The sequence below is a fragment of the Nigerium sp. genome (assembly GCF_039811905.1).
GTDB lineage: Bacteria > Actinomycetota > Actinomycetes > Propionibacteriales > Propionibacteriaceae > Propioniciclava.
The window spans coordinates 1-19,311 of the sequence record NZ_JBDHZL010000020.1 but is presented as its reverse complement, the minus strand read 5'-3'; the positions used below and the strand labels follow the sequence as shown (position 1 = coordinate 19,311).

15 protein-coding genes are annotated in these 19,311 nt (G+C 71.9%); 4 read left to right on the top strand and 11 right to left on the bottom strand.

What is annotated here, in order from left to right:
• The 5 genes from larB to ptsP all read right to left on the bottom strand — a co-directional run bounded on the left by larB (window position 1) and on the right by ptsP (window position 7,539).
• Complete coding sequence (gene larB, locus WMJ97_RS05865) at window positions 1-663, bottom strand: nickel pincer cofactor biosynthesis protein LarB (protein ID WP_347348042.1); 663 nt, start codon at window positions 661-663, stop codon at window positions 1-3.
• Window positions 656-1,573 carry an ATP-dependent sacrificial sulfur transferase LarE gene (gene larE, locus WMJ97_RS05860; RefSeq protein ID WP_347348041.1) on the bottom strand — a complete coding sequence of 306 codons (918 nt, stop codon included), beginning with the start codon at window positions 1,571-1,573 and terminating at the stop codon, window positions 656-658. The genes larB and larE overlap by 8 nt, the downstream gene beginning before the upstream one ends.
• Window positions 1,570-3,018 (bottom strand): LarC family nickel insertion protein, encoded by a 1,449-nt coding sequence (locus WMJ97_RS05855; protein ID WP_347348040.1) that lies wholly within the window; start codon window positions 3,016-3,018, stop codon window positions 1,570-1,572. Before WMJ97_RS05855 ends, larE begins: the two co-directional genes overlap by 4 nt.
• Window positions 3,019-3,126: 108 nt before the next feature.
• Window positions 3,127-4,914, bottom strand: coding sequence for a PTS transporter subunit EIIC (locus tag WMJ97_RS05850; protein ID WP_347348039.1), 1,788 nt, complete (start codon window positions 4,912-4,914; stop codon window positions 3,127-3,129).
• A gap of 36 nt (window positions 4,915-4,950) precedes the next feature.
• On the bottom strand, window positions 4,951-7,539 hold the full coding sequence (ptsP, locus tag WMJ97_RS05845) for a phosphoenolpyruvate--protein phosphotransferase (RefSeq protein ID WP_347348038.1): 2,589 nt from the start codon (window positions 7,537-7,539) through the stop codon (window positions 4,951-4,953).
• Window positions 7,540-7,718: 179 nt separating this feature from the next.
• Here ptsP and WMJ97_RS05840 point away from each other — a divergent pair, with 179 nt between their 5' ends.
• Entirely contained in the window at window positions 7,719-8,510 is a 792-nt protein-coding gene (locus tag WMJ97_RS05840) for an isoprenyl transferase (protein WP_347348037.1), read from the top strand.
• A 135-nt stretch (window positions 8,511-8,645) separates the two neighbouring features.
• Window positions 8,646-9,587 carry an MFS transporter gene (locus tag WMJ97_RS05835; RefSeq protein ID WP_347348059.1) on the top strand — a complete coding sequence of 314 codons (942 nt, stop codon included), beginning with the start codon at window positions 8,646-8,648 and terminating at the stop codon, window positions 9,585-9,587.
• Here WMJ97_RS05835 and WMJ97_RS05830 read toward each other — a convergent pair.
• The 3 genes from WMJ97_RS05830 to argG form a co-directional block, all read right to left on the bottom strand.
• The gene (locus WMJ97_RS05830) at window positions 9,559-11,226 is read right to left on the bottom strand and encodes an MFS transporter (protein ID WP_347348036.1); all 1,668 of its coding nucleotides are present in this window, start codon (window positions 11,224-11,226) and stop codon (window positions 9,559-9,561) included. The two genes, WMJ97_RS05835 and WMJ97_RS05830, sit on opposite strands and share 29 nt — an antisense overlap.
• Window positions 11,227-11,318: 92 nt before the next feature.
• A complete protein-coding gene (locus tag WMJ97_RS05825; protein ID WP_347348035.1) occupies window positions 11,319-12,299 on the bottom strand; it encodes a universal stress protein in 981 nt (326 codons plus the stop codon).
• Window positions 12,300-12,414: 115 nt separating this feature from the next.
• Complete coding sequence (gene argG / locus WMJ97_RS05820; protein WP_347348034.1) at window positions 12,415-13,836, bottom strand: argininosuccinate synthase; 1,422 nt, start codon at window positions 13,834-13,836, stop codon at window positions 12,415-12,417.
• A 100-nt stretch (window positions 13,837-13,936) separates the two neighbouring features.
• Between argG and WMJ97_RS05815 the strand changes: the two genes are divergently transcribed.
• Together WMJ97_RS05815 and WMJ97_RS05810 are read left to right on the top strand one after the other, a co-directional pair.
• The gene (locus tag WMJ97_RS05815; protein WP_347348033.1) at window positions 13,937-16,498 is read left to right on the top strand and encodes a PEP/pyruvate-binding domain-containing protein; all 2,562 of its coding nucleotides are present in this window, start codon (window positions 13,937-13,939) and stop codon (window positions 16,496-16,498) included.
• A gap of 49 nt (window positions 16,499-16,547) precedes the next feature.
• Window positions 16,548-17,171 carry a DJ-1/PfpI family protein gene (locus WMJ97_RS05810; RefSeq protein ID WP_347348032.1) on the top strand — a complete coding sequence of 208 codons (624 nt, stop codon included), beginning with the start codon at window positions 16,548-16,550 and terminating at the stop codon, window positions 17,169-17,171.
• 209 nt (window positions 17,172-17,380) lie between these two features.
• Here WMJ97_RS05810 and gdhA read toward each other — a convergent pair whose 3' ends face one another.
• The 3 genes from gdhA to WMJ97_RS05795 all read right to left on the bottom strand — a co-directional run.
• Complete coding sequence (gdhA, locus tag WMJ97_RS05805) at window positions 17,381-18,727, bottom strand: NADP-specific glutamate dehydrogenase (RefSeq protein WP_347348031.1); 1,347 nt, start codon at window positions 18,725-18,727, stop codon at window positions 17,381-17,383.
• Window positions 18,728-18,825: 98 nt separating this feature from the next.
• Window positions 18,826-19,113 carry a hypothetical protein gene (locus WMJ97_RS05800; protein WP_347348030.1) on the bottom strand — a complete coding sequence of 96 codons (288 nt, stop codon included), beginning with the start codon at window positions 19,111-19,113 and terminating at the stop codon, window positions 18,826-18,828.
• 9 nt (window positions 19,114-19,122) lie between these two features.
• Window positions 19,123-19,311, bottom strand: a 189-nt coding sequence (locus WMJ97_RS05795) for a hypothetical protein (protein WP_347348029.1), incomplete at its 5' end; no start/stop codon positions are given.

Below are 19,311 nucleotides of genomic sequence, written 5' to 3'. Positions count from 1 at the left end.
CTAGCGAGGGGCCGCGATCTGAGCCGCGAGATGTCCGGCGCCGTAGCCGTTGTCGATGTTCACCACCGCCACCCCGGGCGCGCAGGCGTTCAGCATGGTCAGCAGCGGCGCGACGCCTCCGAACGACGCCCCGTACCCCACCGATGTCGGCACCGCGATCACCGGAGCCGCCACGAGACCCGCGATCAGTCCGGGCAGGGCCCCGTCCATGCCGGCCACCACGACGATCGCGGACGCCTCCCGAAAGATCTCCAGCTTCGACAAGGTGCGATGCAGCCCGGCGATGCCGACGTCGACCACCAGCTCCGCCGGACGCCCCAGGTGCCGTGCGGTGAGCAGCGCCTCCCGCGCGACCGGCAGGTCGGATGTCCCGGCGCACGCGACGACCACCGACTCCCCCGTCGGCTCCGGACGCCCCGGCGGCCACACCAGCAGCCGCGCGAGCGGGTCGTGGAAGGCGTCCGGCAGCACGCGCAGCACGGCCGCCGCCCGCGCGTCGTCGGCGCGCGTGAAGATCGTGACCACGTCCGGACGCCGCCCCACCCGCGCCGCGATCTCCGCGAGTTGCGCGACCGACTTCCCTTCGCAGTACACCGCCTCGGGAAAGCCGCCGCGCCGGCGTCCGCGGTCGAGATCGAGGTCGGCGATGTCGTCGTCAGCCACGGCGCCCGGCCTCCGGACGCCCGCCCGTCCCCCCGGACGCCCGCCCCATCACCTGCAGCGTGAACGCCCCCGACTGCAGCCCGGCCAGGTCGACCGCGACGTAGCTGAACCCCGCCGCCCGGATCGCCCGCAGCGCCTCCGCCCGCACCGCCTCGTCGCCGAACCGCCCCAGCTCGCCGGCCGGCACTTCCAGCCGCGCGACGCTGCCGTGATGCCGGACGCGGCAGTCGCTGAACCCCAACACCCGCAGCGCGCGCTCGGCGTCCTCGATCTGGCGCAGCTTGGCCGGCGTCACCTCCTGCCCGTGCGGGATGCGCGATGCCAGGCAGGGCGCCGCCGGCTTGTCGGCCACCGACAGGCCGAAGGCCCTGGCCAGCGCCCGGACGCGTCCCTTCCCCAGCCCCGCGGCCGCCAGCGGCCGCAGCACCCGATGCTCGGACGCCGCCCGCGCGCCCGGCCGGTCGGGCGCCACCGCGTCGTCGGCGTTCTCGCCGTAGGCGACCGCGTCGAGCGCCTGCTCGGCGACGGCCTCGCCGGAGATCCGCGTGAAGAGCTCGTTCTTGCAGTGGTAGCAGCGGTCGGCGTCGTTGGCGCGGTACGCGGGCACCTCGCCCTCGCGCGTCTCCACCTCCACCAGGGACGCGCCCGCCTCCGCGGCGACGCGGTGCGCGATCGCCCGCTCGTCGGACGCCAGCGACGGCGACACGCCGAGCAGCGCGACGACCCTGTCGCGGCCCAGCGCCCGCGCCGCGACGGCCAGCAACGCCGCCGAGTCCACCCCGCCCGAGAACGCGACGCCGAGGCGTCCGGCGGGGCCCAGGGCCGCCGCCAACTCAGCGGCGACCGCGCGGGCGTCGGCCGCGGCGTCCGGCGGCAGCGCACCGAAGGGGTCGCCGTGGGGGGTCGTCACGCGGGCATCCTAGCCCCGGCCACCCAGCCCGCCGCGACGATGGCCGCGGCGGCTCGCTGGGCGACCTCGGCCTCCGGACGCCCTAGTCGCGCGGCCACCTCGGCGAGGGAGTCGAACTCGGCGGCGGCGTGCACGACGGCCCCGGCGCGTCCGCCCACCTTCACCGTGAGCGGCACCCCGTCGATCTCCACGGTGACGAACGCGCGCTCCAGCGTGCGGCGTCGCACCCCCACCTCCCGGACGCCCAGCGTCGTCGTGTGCGTGAGCAGCACGTCGGCGACGGCGTCCGCGGCGTCCGGACGCGCCAACGCGTGCACCGTGAACGCGGGGCGTCCCTTCTTCATCACGATCGGCGCGAGCCATGCGTCGACCGCGCCCGCCGCCAGGCAGGCGTCCAAGACGCCAGGCCACACGCGCGGATCGAGGTCGTCGACGTTCGCTCGCAGTTCGCCCAGCTCGGACGCCTCCGCGCGCCCGTCGGGGGCCCCGGCGGGCCACCCGGCGACCCCCGGCGATGCATGTCGGGCAGCCCCGGCGGACGCTCCCGCGGAGGCGTCCGGACGCTCGCCCACGACCACCCGGACGACGTTCGGGTGCCCCGCGAAGTCCTTCCCGCCGGCGCCCACGCCGACCGCGCCGACGGCCAGTTCGGGCAGCGGCTCGCACCGGTCGGCCCACGCCCGCACCAGCGCGACGCCGGTGGGCGTCGCGAGCTCGCCCACTGCCCCCGGTGTGGTCACCGGCGCCGGACGGTCGTGCGCCGCACCATGCCCGGACGCCCCCGCGTGCCCCGGGCCGTGCGCGTGCTCCCGGCCGTGCGCATGATCGGTCCCGCCGGCGTCCCGTTCGCCCTCCGCGTGCCCGTGCGCGTGCCCGCCCGTCCTCCCGCCACCCGGCACCCCGCGGACGACCCACCCGCGCATCAGCTCGGCGACCGCGGGCACGGGCACCGCGACGTCGCCGTGCGCGACGCGCACCCGCCCGTCCCCCACGGCGATCGGCCCCGCCGCCACCGACGTCACCCCCAGCAGCCGCAGCGCCTCGCAGCATCCGACGACGTCGGCGATCGAATCCAGCGCCCCGACCTCGTGGAAGTGCACCTCGCCCGCGGGCACCCCGTGCACCCGGCCCTCCGCCTCGGCCAGCCGCCCGAACGCCGCGAGCGCGCGCTCGCGCGTCCCCGCGGGCAGCGCCGCGCCTCCCAACTCCTGACGCAGCGACGCCCACCGCCGGTGCGGCGGGTCGTCCACCAGCACCCGGACGCCGACCTTCGTCGCCCGCTGGCCGCAGCGCAGCACCTCGGACGCCTCCAGCGCCACCGCGTCCCCCAGCACCGCCCGCACGGCCGCACCGACGGCGTCCAGGGGTGCGCCGGCGTCCAGCAGCGCCCCGAGCAGCATGTCGCCGGCCACGCCGGCGGACAGGTCGAACCATGCGTGGGTCATGCGCCCATTCTTTCCCACGACGCCGAACGCGCGCGAAGCGGGGCGGGCCCTCTCGGACCCGCCCCGCTTGTCAGGCTGTCCGGCCGGGAGACCCGGCCGGTGTCGGCCTCAGGCCGACGCGTTCGCCAGGCGACGGTTCATCGCCTCGGCGTAGTTCGGCGCCTCGAGCCCGGCCACGAGGTGCCAGACGTGGGGTGCCACCTGGACTGCGCCGGCCAAGCCGGCGTCCTTCAACGCCTGCTGGTTGACGCCGGCGTCGTCCTTGACCTCGACCCGCACGCGGGTCTCGGCCACGGGCTCGGCCTTCACGACGTTGTCGCGGCCGCCGACGGCGTCCAGCCACTGCTTGGCCTGGTTGGTCTCGACGTCGCTGACGATGATGACCCGGGGCTCCGGCTCGTCCTCGACCAGCTCGCCGCGGGCGGCGGCCTTCTGCTCGGGCGTGCGGTAGTCGAAGAAGATGACCAGCAGCATCGTCGTGAAGAACGACGCCGCGATCGCGATGGCGTACAGCGGGATGTTGTTGAACGCCGGGATCGTGAGCAGCGACGTGAAGACGAACGCGTTCGTCCTGAGGCCGCCGCCGATGCCGATGATGACGCCGCCCACGAGGCAGCCCACCAGGATGCGCGGGTAGATCCGCTTGAACCGCAGGTGGATGCCGTAGAGGGACGGCTCGGAGATGCCGCCCAGCAGGCCGGCCGCCAGGGCGCCGGTCGCCGTCTGCCGCATCTGCGCGTCCTTGTCGCGCGCCGCGAGGACCAGCACGCCGGCCGTCGCACCGAAGGCGGCGAAGTTCCACGCGCCCATCGGGCCCTGGATGAAGTCCGAGCCGGTGGAGGCGATGTTGGCCAGCATGATCGCGTTGATCGGCCAGTGCAGGCCGAGCGGCACCATGAACGGGTAGGCCAGCGGGATGACGATCGCGAACACGAGCGGCGAGAACGTGTTGATCGCGCTCAGGATGCTGCCCAGGCCGGCGCCGACGAAGATGCCGATCGGGCCGATGAGGAACGCGGTGAGCGGCAGCATGATGATGAGCGCCAGGAACGGCACGAAGATCAGCTGCAGGTTGTCGGGGATGATCTTCTTCAGACCCTTGTAGAGCGGGCCCAGCACCCCGGCCATCAGCAGCGGCGGGAAGACCTGCGAGCCGTAGTCGCGGATCAGCAGCGGCACGCCGAAGATGTTGATCGTCGGCACTTCGCTGCCGAACAGCTGCATCTGGAAGGCCTCGGGCCGCTCGGCGAGCGCCTTGAAGCCGGGCAGGAGCAGCATGCCCATGATCGCCGTGCCCACCCAGGGGTCGGCGCCGATCTTCTTGCTGGCGTTGTAGGCGACCATCAACGGCAGGAAGTAGAACACCGAGTTCCACATCAGGTTGATGAACGCCCACCCCGGCGGCAGCGTCGTGCGCGGGTCGGCCCAGTTGCCGATGACGCCCAGCGAGCTCATCAGCGCCATGAACGTGATGATCAGGGACGCGCCCAGCAGGGCTCCGAGGATCGGGCGGAACGAATCCGACAGGAACTCGAAGAAGTTGTCGACCCAGGCGAACTTGCCCCGGACGCCGCCGGCGCGGGCCTCGGCCTTGATCTCGGCGTCCGTCTTGGCACCGCCGCCACCACCGCTGGCGCTGGCGGCGCCCATGTTGGACATCTCGGGCAGGCCCATGATCTCGTTGTAGACCGTCGCGACGGCCCCGCCGATGATGATCTGGTACCGCTCGCCGGCCTGCGGCACGGCGCCCATGACGCCCTTGATGCCCTCCACCTTCGGGGTGTCGACACCGGACGCGTCGTGCAACTGGAAGCGGAGCCGCGTCGCGCAGTGGGTCAGGCTCGTGATGTTCTCGGGCCCGCCGACTGCGTCAACGATCTCTGTCGCAGTAGACATGTCTCACTCTCCTTGAATCTTGTGACGGCGTCCGGCTCACTCGTCCATCGGGACGAGTTCGCGGACTTCGGCGGGGGTACGGCAGGTGACGGCCTTCGCCGCCAGCTCCTGGCACTGCTCGAGCGTGTAGGACCGGACGGCGGCCTTCACCGACGGGATCGCCGGGATCGAGCAGCTCAGCTCGTCGACGCCGAGCCCGACCAAGACCGGGACGGCCTGCGGGTCGGACGCCACGCCGCCACAGATGCCGAGCCACTTGCCGTGCTCGTGCAGAGCGTCGCAGGCCCCGCCGATGAGCGCGAGGATCGCCGGGTTGCAGGGGTCGACCTGCGGGGCGAGCTTCGGGTGGCCGCGGTCCATCGCCAGCGTGTACGACGTCAGGTCGTTCGTGCCGACGGAGAAGAACTCGCAGCCCTCCTCGGCCGCGAACTGCTTCGCCATGACGGCCACCGACGGGACCTCCATCATGATGCCGACCGGCACGTGCGCGGAGATCTGGAGCTTGTCGCGCTCCTCGTCCCAGATGCGCTTGGCGTTGCGCCAGTCGTCGATCGTCGCGATCATCGGGAACATCACGTTCAGCTCGGCGCCGACGTCGGCGGCCTTCATGATCGCGCGGCACTGCGCGCGCAGCACCTCGGGACGCTCCAGCCCCACCCGGACGCCGCGGATGCCCAGGAACGGGTTCTCCTCGGCCGGGATCGGCAGGTACGGCAGCGGCTTGTCGCCGCCGACGTCCAGCGTGCGGATCACGAGCGGCTGGCCCGGCTTGAGGGCGCGGGCGCAGTCGGCGTAGACCTGCGCCTGTTCGTCCTCCGTCGGGGCCTTGGTGCGCCCGAGGAAGACGAACTCCGAACGGAGCAGGCCGACGCCCTCGGCGCCCTTGGTCTGCGCATCCTGCGCGTCCTGGACGCCGCCGATGTTGGCGACGACCTTCACCTGACGCCCGCCGTCGGCCGTGATGGCCGGCTCGTCCTTGTGCGACTCCTCCTCGGCCTTACGGGCCGCGATGCGATGCTGCCGCTCGACGATCTGGGCGATCTCCTCGTCCGTCACGTTCATCTGCAGCGAGCCCTTGCTGCCGTCGAGCACGACCTTCGTGCCGTCGGCGATGTCGAGCGCGCGGCCCTCGATGCCGGCCACGGCCGGGATGTCGAGCGAGCGGGCGATGATCGCGACGTGCGAGGACGCCCCGCCGTTCGTCGTGGCGAACCCGACGACCTTGCTGCGGTCGAGCTGGGCCGTGTCGGACGGCGTGAGCTCCTCGGCGATGAGGATCGTGCCTTCGGCGAGCTCGGGCTTCTCGCTGCGCTGCCCCGTGAGCTCCTCCAAGACGCGCTGGCCGACGTCGCGGACGTCGTTCGCGCGGCCCGCCAGCACCTCGTTCTTGAGGTTCGCCAAACGGTCGGCGTACGTGTTGAACGCGGCGCGCCAGGCGAACGGGGCGCTCTTGCCCTTGTCGATCGCGCTCACCGCGAGGTCGAGCAGGTCAGGGTCGCCGAGGATCTCGGCGTGCGCGGCGAAGATCTTCGCCTTGTCCGGATCCGACTCCTTCTCCAGCCGCGACTGCAGGGCGGACAGGTCGAGGGTGGCCCGGTCGATCGCCGCGTTCAGCTTGCGGCGCTCCTTGTGGTGGTCCTCGCCGAACTCCTCGACCGTGATGTCGTCGTGCCGCAACTGCAGCACCTGGCCGACGCCGAGGCCCGGGGACGCCGAGACGCCCAGCAGCAGGTTCCAGTCGCCGGACTTGGGGCCGGCGTCCTCCTGCGGCTCCTCCTCGACGGGGGCTTCCACGGCCGGGATCGCCTCGGTGTCCTGGCCGCCCAGCGGCAGCGGCGGGCAGTCCTCGCCGAGGCCGTTTTTGATGGCCTGGGAGATCTCCTCGATCGCCTGCGCGGCGTCCGGGCCTGTCGCCGTGACGGTGATCTTCTCGGCGTTCGCGACGGCGAGGCCCATGATCGACATGATCGACTTCGCGTTCGCGGAGTCGTCGTCGCGGCGCAGCCGGATATCGGACTTGAAGCCCTTGGCCAAGTTCACCAGCGTGGCGGACGGGCGGGCGTGCAGGCCGGTCGGGTTCGGCACGAGGATCGCCTCCGACGTGACGGTCTTGCCGCCGGACGCCGCGGCGTCCCCCTCCTCCTGCTCGGCCAGCACGACCTCGGCGGCGACGTCGCTGCCGGCCGTGACCAGGCCCGTGCTCGGGGTCAGCGAGGCGACCATGTCGGAGTTCGCGATGACGGTCTGCGTCAGGACGCTCTTCGCGTGCGTCGCGACGACGTCGAGATCGAACTCGATGAGCTCGTCTCCGACCTCGACGTGATCGCCTTCCTTGACCTTCGGCGTGAAGCCCTCGCCCTGCATCCGCACGGTGTCGAGGCCGATGTGCAGCAGCACCTCGAGGCCCTCGGCCGACCGGATCGTGATCGCGTGGTGCGACGGCTGGAGGTCGGCAACCTCACCCGCGATGGGCGCGAGCAGTCGTCCCTCCAGGGGGTCGATCGAGAAGCCCTCGCCGACCATCTTCTTGGCGAAGACCGGGTCGGGGACTTGCTCGATCGGCAGCATGATGCCGGTCAGTGGCGCGGTGAGCTGAACGGTGGCGGTGGTACTCGCAACGCTCACAGCAGCCTCCTCTCTCGTAGTTAGGGGGGCGGGACGATTCCCACGAGTCACAACTTAGTGAATGTCCGCTCCGAGCACACCGGGTACGCAGAATGTTGTGCGGAACTCGTGGACGCCCGTCTCACCATCGCTCCCGCCGGGCGGCTCGCGGACGTTCCCCCACGGGCTAGGCTGCCCGCGTGCCGATCTCGTCCCCGCAGCCGCCGACGCCCCACCCGAGCGGCGCCCGGCCGCCCGCGATCCCGCCCAAGCTGATCCCCCGGCACGTCGCCATCGTGATGGACGGCAACGGCCGCTGGGCCAAGCAGCGCAACCTGCCCCGGACCGAGGGGCACGCCCGCGGGGAGGCGTCCCTGCTCGATGTCATTCACGGCGCGATCGAGATCGGTGTTCAGTATCTGTCGGCCTACGCGTTCTCCACGGAGAACTGGAAGCGCAGCCCCGACGAGGTGCGCTACCTGATGGGCTTCAACCGCGACGTCATCCACCGGCGCCGCGACGAGCTGAACGCCCTCGGCGTCCGCATCAGATGGGCCGGCCGCTATCCCAAACTGTGGAAGAGCGTGATCGCCGAGCTCGAGGAGGCCGAGCGCATGAGCGCCGGCAACGACGTCCTGACGCTCCAGTTCTGCGTCAATTACGGCGGCCGGGCCGAGATCGTGGACGCCGCGCGCGAGGTCGCGCGACTCGCGCAGCAGGGCCGGCTCGACCCGGACCGCCTGACCGAGAAGTCGTTCGCCCGGTTCCTCGACGAGCCGGAGATCCCCGATGTGGACCTGTTCGTCCGTAGCTCCGGCGAGCAGCGGACGTCCAACTTCCTGCTGTGGCAGTCGGCGTACGCCGAGATGGTCTTCCTCGACCGCCTGTGGCCCGACTTCGACCGGCGCGACCTGTGGCACGCCATCCAGCTCTACGCCTCCCGCGACCGCCGCTACGGCGGCGCGATCCCCAACCAGGTCCGGACGCCGTAGGCGTCCGTTTCAGCGAACGAAACACCGGGAGTCAGTTGGCGCCCCGGCGGTCTTGATCGCACCCGCCGACGATGAGAACCTTTCAGCGTACGCAATGACGCGTTTCTCTCAATGCAATGAAAGAGGTGCGCGACCCTGCTCACCGAGACGGCGCCGCTGGGCCAGCGCGGCCGGTACGCGAGCTTCGTCCAGGTGGGCGCCGCGCTCGGCGCGGCCCTGGGCGCGATCGTCTGGGTGGCGGCGCAGACCCTCTCGCAGGACGCGCTCATGGTGTGGGGCTGGCGCGCCATCTTCTGGAGCAGCATCGTCGTGACGATCGTCGCTGCGCTCGTGCGCTCGAAGATGAACGAGAGCCCCGTCTTCGACGACCTGAAGGAGGCCGTCGACGTCGTCGACCGCGCCCCGCTCGCCGAGGTCTGGCACGACGGGCGCGGCACCGTGCTGCGGGTCCTCGGCAGCTTCTTCGGCGCGTCCACGCATTCGTACCTGTACCAGGTGTTCATGGCCTCGTACCTCGTGACCGTGCTGGGCATGGAGACGACGTTCATCCCGCCCGTGCTGCTGATCGGCGCGCTCGCTGCGGCCGTGTCGGCGTTCGTCTCGGGCATCATCTCCGACCGCATCGGACGCCGCGTCTGGCTGCTGATCCTCTGCGCCGTCCTCGCGGTGACGCCGTTCATCGCCTTCCCGCTGCTGAACACCGGCAACCGGTTCGCCATCGCCGGCGTCATCATCTTCGGGTTCGTGTTCGCGGCCCAGGGCATCACCGGGCCCCAGATGAGCTTCTTCCCCGAGCTGTTCGGCAGCCGCTACCGCTACGCGGGCGTGACGGTCGGGCGCGAGTTCGGCTCGGTCGTCGGCGGCGGCCTGGCTCCGGTCTTCGCGGCGTCCCTGCTGGCGTGGTTCGGCGGGTCGTGGGTGCCGGTCGCGATCTACATGACCCTGGTGATGGTGGTCTCGTTCGTCTCCACGTACGTGAGCCCCGAGACGCTGAACCGCGACCTCCGCGTCACCACGGACGCCGCGCCGGGCGAGGCCCGGCAGTTCGTCAACGGCGGCTGGGTGCAGCGCCGCTGACGTCGGTCGGCTGCTGGGAATCGTCGGACGCCCGCACGGCGGCCTGGCGGTTGGCCTGCGCGCTCACCACGAGCGAGCCGATCAGGCCGAGCGCCAGGAAGGCCGCGGCGATCCACAACGCGCTCGACGTCGCCCGCGCGAAGCCGTCGGCGAGCGCGGCCGCGAGCTGGGGCGTCCGGTCGCCGAATCGTCCGTGGGCGCCCGCGGCGACCAGGCCGGGGATGTTCGATCCCGCCGAGAGGACCGTCGCGTCCACCAGGCCGGACGCCGCGCGTCCGGTGAGCCCGAACTCGGCCAGGTGGGCGGGCAGCGTCGCGTGGAGGCTGACGGCCAGGGCCGTCCCGCCGATGGCGCTGCCGAACGCCGACCCGAGCTGCCGGACCGTGCTCTGCGTCGCGGACGCGGCCCCCGACTGCGCGGTCGGCACGTCGGCCAGCACCGTCGACGTCAGTTGCGCGGACGCCAGCCCGAGCCCCAGCCCGTAGACGGCGAGGGTGATGGCCAACAGCCACGGGGAGGTCGTCCGGCTGAGGGCCAGCGCGGTCACCGCGACCCCGGCCACCTCGAGCGCCAGGCCGAGCGTGACGACGCGCGGCGCACCGAACCGGGCCGCCACGTGCCGGGCCATCGCGCCCGACAGGAAGGCCCCGAACGCCATCGCGGCCAGCACGAGGCCGGCCCCCATGATGTCGAGGCCCAGCACGTTCACCAGGAACAGCGGCACGACCAGCACCAGCGCGAACTCGGCGACCGCGACCATGCCGGCGGTCAGGTTGCCCCAGGCAAACGTCCCGATGCGGAACAGGCGCAGGTCGAGCAGCGCGGAGCGGCCGAAGAAGCCGCGGCGTCCCTCCCAACCGAGGAACAGGCCGACCAGCACGATCCCGACGCCGATCGCGGCGGCGGGCAGCGACACCGGGGCGTCCTGGCCCCAGACGAAGCCGAGCAGCGGGAAGTCGGCCGTGGGCGTCCACCAGCCCAGCGAGTTGCCCTCGATCAGGCCGAACACGAGCAGGCCGAGGCCGCCGGCGCTGAGCAGGAGGCCGAGGACGTCGGCGCCGGGGGCGTCGATGCGGCCGCGGCTCTCCGGCACCCAGGCGACGCCGGCGGCGACGACCGCGATGCCGAGCGGGACGTTCACGAGGAAGATCCAGCGCCAGTCCAGCCACGTCGTCAGGACGCCGCCGAGCAACGGCCCGATCGCGGCCATGCCGGCCATGACCGCCCCCCAGACGCCGAAGGCGACGGCCCGGTCGCGGCCGCGGAAGGTCGCGTTCACCGTCGACAGGGTCGACGGCAGCACGAGCGCCCCGCCGACCCCCTGCAGCGCCCGGGATGCGATCAACTGTTCGGCGCCCGACGCGAACGCCGCGACCACGCTGCCGGCCACGAACACCGTCACGCCGGCGAGGAACAGCGAGCGGCGTCCGAAGCGGTCGCCGAGGCGTCCGAAGGTGAGCAGCAGCGCCGCGAACACCACCGAGTACAGGCTGTTGACCCACTGCGCGTCGGTGAGGTCGAGCCGAAGATCGGCGATGATCGCGGGCAGGGCGACGCCGACGATCGTGCCGTCGAGGACGATGAGGGACAGCCCCGCGGCCAGCACCGCGAGGGCCGCCCATTTGCGGTCGTGATTCACGCCGTCAGGCTATGCCCGCCGGCGCCGGTGCACGTCCATCGTCCGATTGATCGACGGGCGACTCCGCTAGCCGGACCGCCGACCCCGGCCCGTCACCGGGGAGGATCGCCCGGGGTGGCGTCGGCGTCCGGGGTGGCGTCGGCGTCCGGGCCCGTCGGGTCGCTGATGTCGTCGGCCAGCTGCGCCCCGCGGCGCATGACGATGACCGGGCAGTGGGCGTCGCGCAGCAGCCCGCGGCTGGTCGAGCCGAGCAGGAGCCCCGCGAACCCGTCGCGGCCGCGCGACCCGACGAGCACGAGCGAGCAGCCTGTGGACGCCTCCACGAGCGCGGACGCCGGCCGCTGGTTGACGACCCGGATCTCGAGGTCGAGGCCGGGCGCACGGTCGACGTACGGACGCACCAGGCGCTCCACCAGCCCCTCGAAGGACCGTTCGAGATCGTCCGGCTTGAACGTCGTCGCGGCCTCGCCGTCGAGCCACGGGGTCGTCCAGGCGTGCAGCGCGATCAGCGGGACGCCGCGGCGCCTCGCCGCGGAGACCGCCAGCCTGATCGCGGCCCGGGACTCCTCCGAGTCGTCCACGCCGACCAGGACGGGGCCGTCCGGGGTCGGGTCCCCCTCGTCGGGGATGATCGCGACGGGCCCGTGCGCGTGGGTCGCCACGGCGTCCGACGTGCCGCCGAGCGCGCGCACCTTCAAAGGCACGCCCACGCCCCGCGCGCCCACGACGACGAGCTCGGCCGTCTTGGACGCCCGGGCCAGCACGTAGGACGCCCTGCCCTCGATCACCGTCTCGTCGACGGTGAGGCCGGGCCGGTCCTTCCGGACGCGGCGCGCCTCGCGGGCGAGGCTGCGCTTGGTCGAGTCGAGAATCTCCTCGGGCAGCCCGCCGTGGATCATCGCGGAGTACACGCCCGTGCGCGACGGGATCGGGAACTCCGACACGGTCTGCACGATCAGCAGCGGAAGCCCGCGCCCCTGCGCGACCTCCGCCGCCCAGTCGATCGCACCCCGCGCCCGCTTCGAGCCGTCGGTGCCGACGACGATGTAACCGGTTGCCTCCAGTGTGGTCATGGCCCCTCCTCAGTGAGCGACCTCGCTGCACCCAGATATCAGGGTCTATCGATGTTACCCCTGGAGGGGCTTCCCGTCACCGGGGGGACGAATCCCCCCGGTGGCCCGGGGCGCTTTAGTCGTGCCCGGACTCCATGCCGGAGAAGTTCTGGCCCTCCTCGATGACCTCGGAGTTCGGGGTCGTCTGCTGGGTGATCGCCTTCGCGGCGCCCTGCTCGAGCTCGCCGACCAGCTCGGAGACCGCGCCGCCGACGAGGCCGATCTGGGCGTAGGACTCCAGCCGCGTCCGCGTATCGGCGATGTCGAGGTTGCGCATGGTCAACTGGCCGATGCGGTCCACCGGGCCGAACGCCGAGTCCCCCACCCGCTCCATGGAGAGCTTCTCGGGGTGGTACGACAGCGACGGGCCCTCGGTGTTGAGGATCGTGTAGTCCTCGCCGCGGCGCAGCCGCAGCGTGACGGTGCCGGTGATCGCCGAGCCGACCCAGCGCTGCAGCGACTCGCGCAGCATGAGCGACTGCGGGTCGAGCCAGCGGCCCTCGTACAGCAGGCGTCCGAGCTTGCGGCCGTCGTTGTGGTAGGCGGCCACCGTGTCCTCGTTGTGGATCGCGTTGACGAGCCGCTCGTAGCACACGTGCAGCAGGGCCATGCCGGGGGCCTCGTAGATGCCGCGGCTCTTCGCCTCGATGATGCGGTTCTCGATCTCGTCGGCCATGCCGAGCCCGTGGCGTCCGCCGATCTCGTTCGCCCGGCGAACCAGGGCGACCGGCGAATCGAAGCTCTCGTCGTTGATGCGCACCGGGATGCCCTGCTCGAACGAGACCGAGACCTCCTCGGTCTCGATCTGGACGTCGTCGTGGTAGTGGGCGACGCCCATGATGGGCTCCACGATGTCCATGCCGACGCCGAGGTACTCGAGCTCCTTGGCCTCGTGGGTGGCGCCCCAGATGTTGGCGTCGGTGGAGTACGCCTTCTCCTTGCTGTCGCGGTAGGGCAGGTTGCGCTCGGTGAGCCACTGGCTCATCTCATCGCGTCCGCCGAGCTCGGAGACGAAGTCGGCGTCGAGCCACGGCTTGTAGATGCGCAGGTCGGGGTTCGCGAGCAGGCCGTAGCGGTAGAACCGCTCGATGTCGTTGCCCTTGTAGGTGGAGCCGTCGCCCCACATGTTCACCCCGTCCTCCTTCATCGCGCGGACGAGCATCGTGCCCGTCACCGCGCGACCCAGCGGGGTGGTGTTGAAGTAGGTGCGCCCGGCGGACCGGATGTGGAACGCCCCGCACGCCAGCGCGACGAACCCCTCGTTGACCAGCTCGGTCGTGCAGTCGACGAGGCGCGTGCCCTCCGCGCCGTAGGCCAGCGCCCGGTCGGGCACCGAGTCGATGTCGGGCTCGTCGTACTGCCCGATGTCGGCGGTGTAGGTGTAGGGGATCGCCCCCTTCTCACGCATCCAGGCGACCGCACACGAGGTGTCGAGTCCGCCGGAGAACGCGAGCCCGACCTTCTCGCCGACGGGCAGCTTCATCAGAACCTTGGGCATGCGCCGGAGTCTAGTGGCACCGTCCCGGCGCGCCCGCCAGGTCTCAGCAGGTACGGTGAGCGACATCGCCTCCCGACGAGCGCCGACGAAGGGGTCCCCCATGGCAGCAGAGCGCGCCAGCACCGGCATCGCCGGGCTCGACCAGGCCGTCGACGGCCTCCGCCTGGGCGACAACGTCGTCTGGCAGGTGGACGACCTGGACGCCTTCCGCACCGTCCTCGACCCGTTCGTCGCCCAGTCGCGCGCGGAGGGCCGCCGCATCCTGTACGTCCGGTTCGCCGAGCATCCGCCGCTGGTGACCGACGACGACATCGAGGTGCACCGGCTCGACCCGTCGCGCGGATTCGAGCACTTCGCCGCGCGCGTCCACGACCTGATCGAGGCCGAGGGACGCCGCGCGTTCTACCTCTTCGACTCCCTCACCGAGCTGCTGGACGCCTGGCATTCCGACCTCATGGTCATGAACTTCTTCAAGGTGACCTGCCCGTTCCTCTACGAGCTCGACACGATCGCCTACTTCGCCCTCATGCGTTCGGCGCACACGAACGCGACCGTCGCCGGGATCCGCGAAACCACGCAGCTGCTGCTCGACCTCCACGTGACGGGCGACGCGACGTTCGTCCACCCGCTGAAGGTCGACCAGCGGTCGTCTCCGACGATGTTCTTCCCCCACCGCATCGACGCGGGCTCGGCCGTCCCGGTGACGGCGTCGGAGGCGTCCGCGCGGCTGATGTCGCCGCTCGGGCGGCTCACCAGCCGGACCGACCGCTGGCAGCAGATCGTCGAGGACGCCCACGCCGCCCTGGACGCCGACGACGAGACCCGGGCGCGGCTAGCCCGGCAGTTGTGCGACGTGATGGTCGGCCGGGACGGGCGCATGGTCGAGCTGGCCCACCGGCACCTCACGCTGGCCGACCTGGTCGTCGTGGCGTCCCGCGAGGTCGGCACCGGGCGGATCGGCGGCAAGTCGGTGGGCATGCTGGTCGCCCGGGCGATCCTCGATCACGACCCCGAGGGGCGGTTCGCGGGGCATCTGGAGCCGCACGACTCGTTCTACGTCGGCGCGGACGCCTTCTACACGTTCCTCGTCGCGAACGGCTGGTGGGCCCACCGGCTGCGCCAGCGGACGCCCGACGGCTTTCTCGCCGCGGGGGCGGAACTGCACCGGGAGATCCCGGGCGGGGCGTTCCCGACGCCGATCCGCGACCAGTTCCGGCTCGTGCTGGAGCACTTCGGGCAGGCGCCGATCATCGTCCGGTCGAGTTCGCTGCTGGAGGACAACTTCGGCAACGCGTTCGCGGGCAAGTACGACAGCTTCTTCCTGGCCAATCAGGGGACTCCGGAGGGCCGCCTCGCCGCGCTGGAGGACGCCGTCCGGGCCGTGTACGCCAGCACGATGAGCGAGGAGGCGCTGCGGTACCGGCAGGCCCGCGGGCTCGCGGAGGCGGACGAGCAGATGGCCATCCTGATCCAGCGGGTGTCCGGGGATCACCATGCGCGGTACTTCTTCCCGCACGCCGCGGGCGTCGGGAACTCCTCGAACCTGTACGTGTGGGACCCCGACATCGACGGCGACGCCGGCATGCTCCGCCTCGTGCTCGGCATGGGGACGCGAGCCGTCGACCGCACCGGCACCGACCACGCCCGCATCGTCGCGCTCGACTCCCCCACCCGCGGACGCCTGGCCGCCGACGAGGTCGCCGCGAACAGCCAGCGGTTCGTCGACGTGCTCGACCTGGCCGAGGACGCGCCGGCGACCGTGCCCGTCTCGGCCCTCCAGGGGCTCGACCTCGCGGCCGACTGGTCGCTGTTCGCCAGCCCCGATCTGGAGGCCCGCCGCCGGCTGGCCGAGCGGGGACGCCGCCCCGCGAAGCCGCCGGTCATCGTCGACTTCGCGGGGCTGCTGACCCGGACGCCGTTCCCTACGGTCATGAAAAACCTGCTCAAAGCCCTGTCGGACGCCTACGACTACCCCGTCGATGTCGAGTTCACCGTGAACATCACCGCCGACGGCGAGCCGCGGATCAACCTGGTCCAGTGCCGGCCCCTGCAGACGCGCGGGCCCGGCTCCGCGGTGGCGATGCCGTGCGTGACGGACGCCGCCGGCGTCCTGTTCTCCTCGGACGGTGAGTTCATGGGCGGCAACGTGCGGCTGTCGCTGACGCATGTGGTGGCCGTCCGGCCGGAGGCGTATCTGGCGCTCGGTCAGGCCGACCGGCACGCGGTGGCGCGCCAGGTGGGCGTCCTGAATCGGGCGCTGAAGGGCGAGCCGTTCCTGCTGCTGGGGCCCGGACGCTGGGGGACGACGACCGAGGCGCTCGGGGTGCCCGCGCGGTTCGCGGAGATCTCGAACGCGGCCGTCCTCGTCGAGGCGACGTATGCGGCCGGGGAGTTCCGGCCCGAGCTGAGCTACGGCAGCCACTTCTTCCAGGACCTCGTCGAGACCGGGATCTTCTACTGCGCCCTGTTCGACGACCGGCGCGGGGTGACGTTCCGCCCCGACGTGGTCACGAGCCGGCCGAACGTCATCGCCGACCTCGACCCCGCGACGCGTCTGGCCGACGTCGTGCACGTCGCCCGCTTCGACGACCTGGAGCTGTACTCCGACGTCGTCGCCCAGCGCGTGCTGTGCTGCCGGACGTCCGCGGCGGTGGCCATCTGAGGGCGGAGCGTGGGAAAGGGCCTGTCGCCGCGGTGTTAAGGTCGGGATCGTGACCGACCACTCCGCCCCCCGCACCGTCTCGATCGTGCTCTTCGACGGGTTCGAGTTGCTCGACGTCTTCGGGCCGGTCGAACTGCTCGGCATGCTGCCGGATCGGTTCGCCGTCGAACTCGTGGCGGAAACGCCCGGGCCGGTCGCGAGCTCGCAGGGCACCGAGGTGATCGCGACGTCGCGGTTGGACGCGGCGCACGCCGGCGACATCGTGCTCGTGCCCGGGGGCGCCGGCACCCGGCCGCTGGCCCACGACGCCGCGTTCCTCGGACGCCTCGCGGCCTTCGCCGAGGGCGCCGAGATCGTGGCGTCGGTCTGTACGGGGTCCGCCCTCCTCGCGGCCGCGGGGCTCCTCGAGGGCTACGCGGCGACCTCGAACAAGCGCGCCTTCGACTGGGCGTCGGGCTTCGGCGCCGACGTCGCCTGGCGGCGCCGGGCGCGGTGGGTGGCCGACCGGGAGCGCTGGACGTCGTCGGGCGTCGCCGCGGGCATGGACATGACCGCCGCCCTCATCCGCCACCTGCACGGGGCCGAGACGGCGGCCGAGGTGACCTGGCGCATCGAACTCGAGACGCACGACGACCCGCACTGGGATCCGTTCGCCGGCCCGCGTCCCGCCTGAGCGCGCGAAACGCCTGCAGCATTGCGGAAACGCCGGGCTCCGGCGAGTTCGCTGCCTTACGTAAGGCAGCGAACCGGCCGGAGGCAGGCGTCCTGGAAACGCCTGCAGCGTTTCGACAACGCCTGCAGCGTTGCGCGACCCGACCCCCGTCGCCGCCCCACCGCACGCAACAGGCCGCCCCTCAGGGCGGCCTGTTGTGGGGTGACTGCTCAGATCACGCCCAGCGCCAGCATGGTGTCGGCGACGCGGACGAAGCTGGAGATGTTCGCACCGCGCACGTAGTCGCCGGGCGACCCGTACTCGTCGGCCGTCTCCGCGCAGCGGGCGTGGATGCCGACCATGATCTCCTTCAGCCGCTCCTCGGTGTACTCGAAGGTCCACGAGTCGCGGGACGCGTTCTGCTGCATCTCGAGCGCCGACGTCGCGACGCCGCCCGCGTTCGCGGCCTTGCCGGGCGCAAACCGGACGCCGTTGGCCCGGAACGCCTTGATCGCCTCCGGAGTGCTCGGCATGTTGGCGCCCTCGGCGACGAGCGTGCAGCCGTTCTTGATGAGGGCCTCCGCGCCGGCGAGCGGCAGCTCGTTCTGCGTGGCGCAGGGCAGGGCGATGTCGCACGGCACATCCCAGATCTGCCCGTCGGAGACGAAGCGGGCCGAGGGGTTGGCGTCCGCGTACTCGCTGATCCGGCCGCGCCGGATCTCTTTGAGCTCCTGCATCTGCTCCAGGTCGATGCCGCCCTCGTCGACGATGTAGCCGCCCGAGTCGGACATCGCGACGACCGTGCCGCCGAGCTGCTGCGCCTTCTCGAGGGCGTAGATCGCGACGTTGCCCGACCCGGACACGACGACCTTCTTGCCCTCGAAGCTCTCGCCGGTGAGCTTCAGCATCTCGTCGGCGAAGAACACCGTGCCGTAGCCGGTCGCCTCGGTGCGGGCGCGCGAGCCGCCCCACGTGAGGCCCTTGCCGGTGAGGACGCCGGACTCGTAGCGCCCGGTGAGCTTCTTGTACTGGCCGAACAGGTAGCCGATCTCGCGGCCGCCCACGCCGATGTCGCCGGCCGGGACGTCGGTGTCGGCGCCGATGTGGTGGCTCAACTCGAGCATGAAGGACTGGCAGAACTTCATGATCTCCTTGTCCGACTTGCCCTTCGGGTCGAAGTCGGAGCCGCCCTTGCCGCCGCCGATCGGCATGCCGGTCAGGGCGTTCTTGAAGACCTGCTCGAAGCCCAGGAACTTGATGATGCCGAGGTACACGCTCGGGTGGAATCGCAGCCCGCCCTTGTAGGGGCCGAGCGCCGAGTTGAACTGGACGCGGAAACCGCGGTTGGTCTGGACGCGGTTCTGGTCGTCCAGCCAGTTCACCTTGAAGATGATCTGGCGGTTCGGCTCGCAGATGCGGCTGATGATGCCGGACTCCAGATACTCCGGACGCCGATCGATCACCGGCCCGAGGCTCTCCAGCACCTCGCGGACCGCTTGATGGAATTCCGCCTCGCCGGGATTCCGCCGGACGACAGTGTCGAACTCTTGCTGTAGCTCTGCAGTGAGCTCAGGCATGACTAAGTGCTCCTTCTCCCGGTTGTCAAACGGCGTCAGTTAAGCAGACGCCGGGGCGACCCCGAGGGGCCGCCCGGGATACGGGCGTCAGGACGGCGTCAGGACACAGCGGCTACGAGGGACCTCGCCCCCGCGAGCGAGAGCCGCGGCTCGGCTTGCCGGAGGACCCGCATGGCGTACACGGGGTCGGCCTCGGCGTCCACCCCGGCCCGGTACAGGGCGCCCAGCGCCCACCGGCGCGCCCGCGGCCCGGGATCGGGCGCCGGCGCCTCGCCGAAGATCGCGGCCAGCTCATCCCCCACCGGGGGACGCCGACGCCGGGCCATCGCGGTGATCAGCAGCAACGCGACCACCACGACGAGAGCGACCAACCACTCGCGAGCCATAAGGCGACCCTAACCCCGCGGACGCCGCCCGGCCCGCATCCGCACGGCCAGCGCGCCGAGCGCCACCGTCGCGGCCAGCCCGACGCCCGCGAGCGCGAGGCGTCCCGGGGTGACGGTCCGCCGGGACGCCGCCCGCCGGGACGCCGCCGCCTCGGACGCCGCCCGCTCGGACGCCGCCCCGCCGGCGTCCGTCTGCTC

Excerpts from the sequence above, each read along its gene's own strand:
- WMJ97_RS05855 (WP_347348040.1), bottom strand. The coding sequence starts at position 3,018 with ATGACCCACGCATGGTTCGACCTGTCCGCCGGCGTGGCCGGCGACATG.
- WMJ97_RS05850 (WP_347348039.1), bottom strand. The coding sequence starts at position 4,914 with ATGTCTACTGCGACAGAGATCGTTGACGCAGTCGGCGGGCCCGAGAAC.
- WMJ97_RS05825 (WP_347348035.1), bottom strand. The coding sequence starts at position 12,299 with ATGACCACACTGGAGGCAACCGGTTACATCGTCGTCGGCACCGACGGC.
- argG (WP_347348034.1), bottom strand. The coding sequence starts at position 13,836 with ATGCCCAAGGTTCTGATGAAGCTGCCCGTCGGCGAGAAGGTCGGGCTC.
- WMJ97_RS05815 (WP_347348033.1), top strand. The coding sequence starts at position 13,937 with ATGGCAGCAGAGCGCGCCAGCACCGGCATCGCCGGGCTCGACCAGGCC.
- gdhA (WP_347348031.1), bottom strand. The coding sequence starts at position 18,727 with ATGCCTGAGCTCACTGCAGAGCTACAGCAAGAGTTCGACACTGTCGTC.
- WMJ97_RS05800 (WP_347348030.1), bottom strand. The coding sequence starts at position 19,113 with ATGGCTCGCGAGTGGTTGGTCGCTCTCGTCGTGGTGGTCGCGTTGCTG.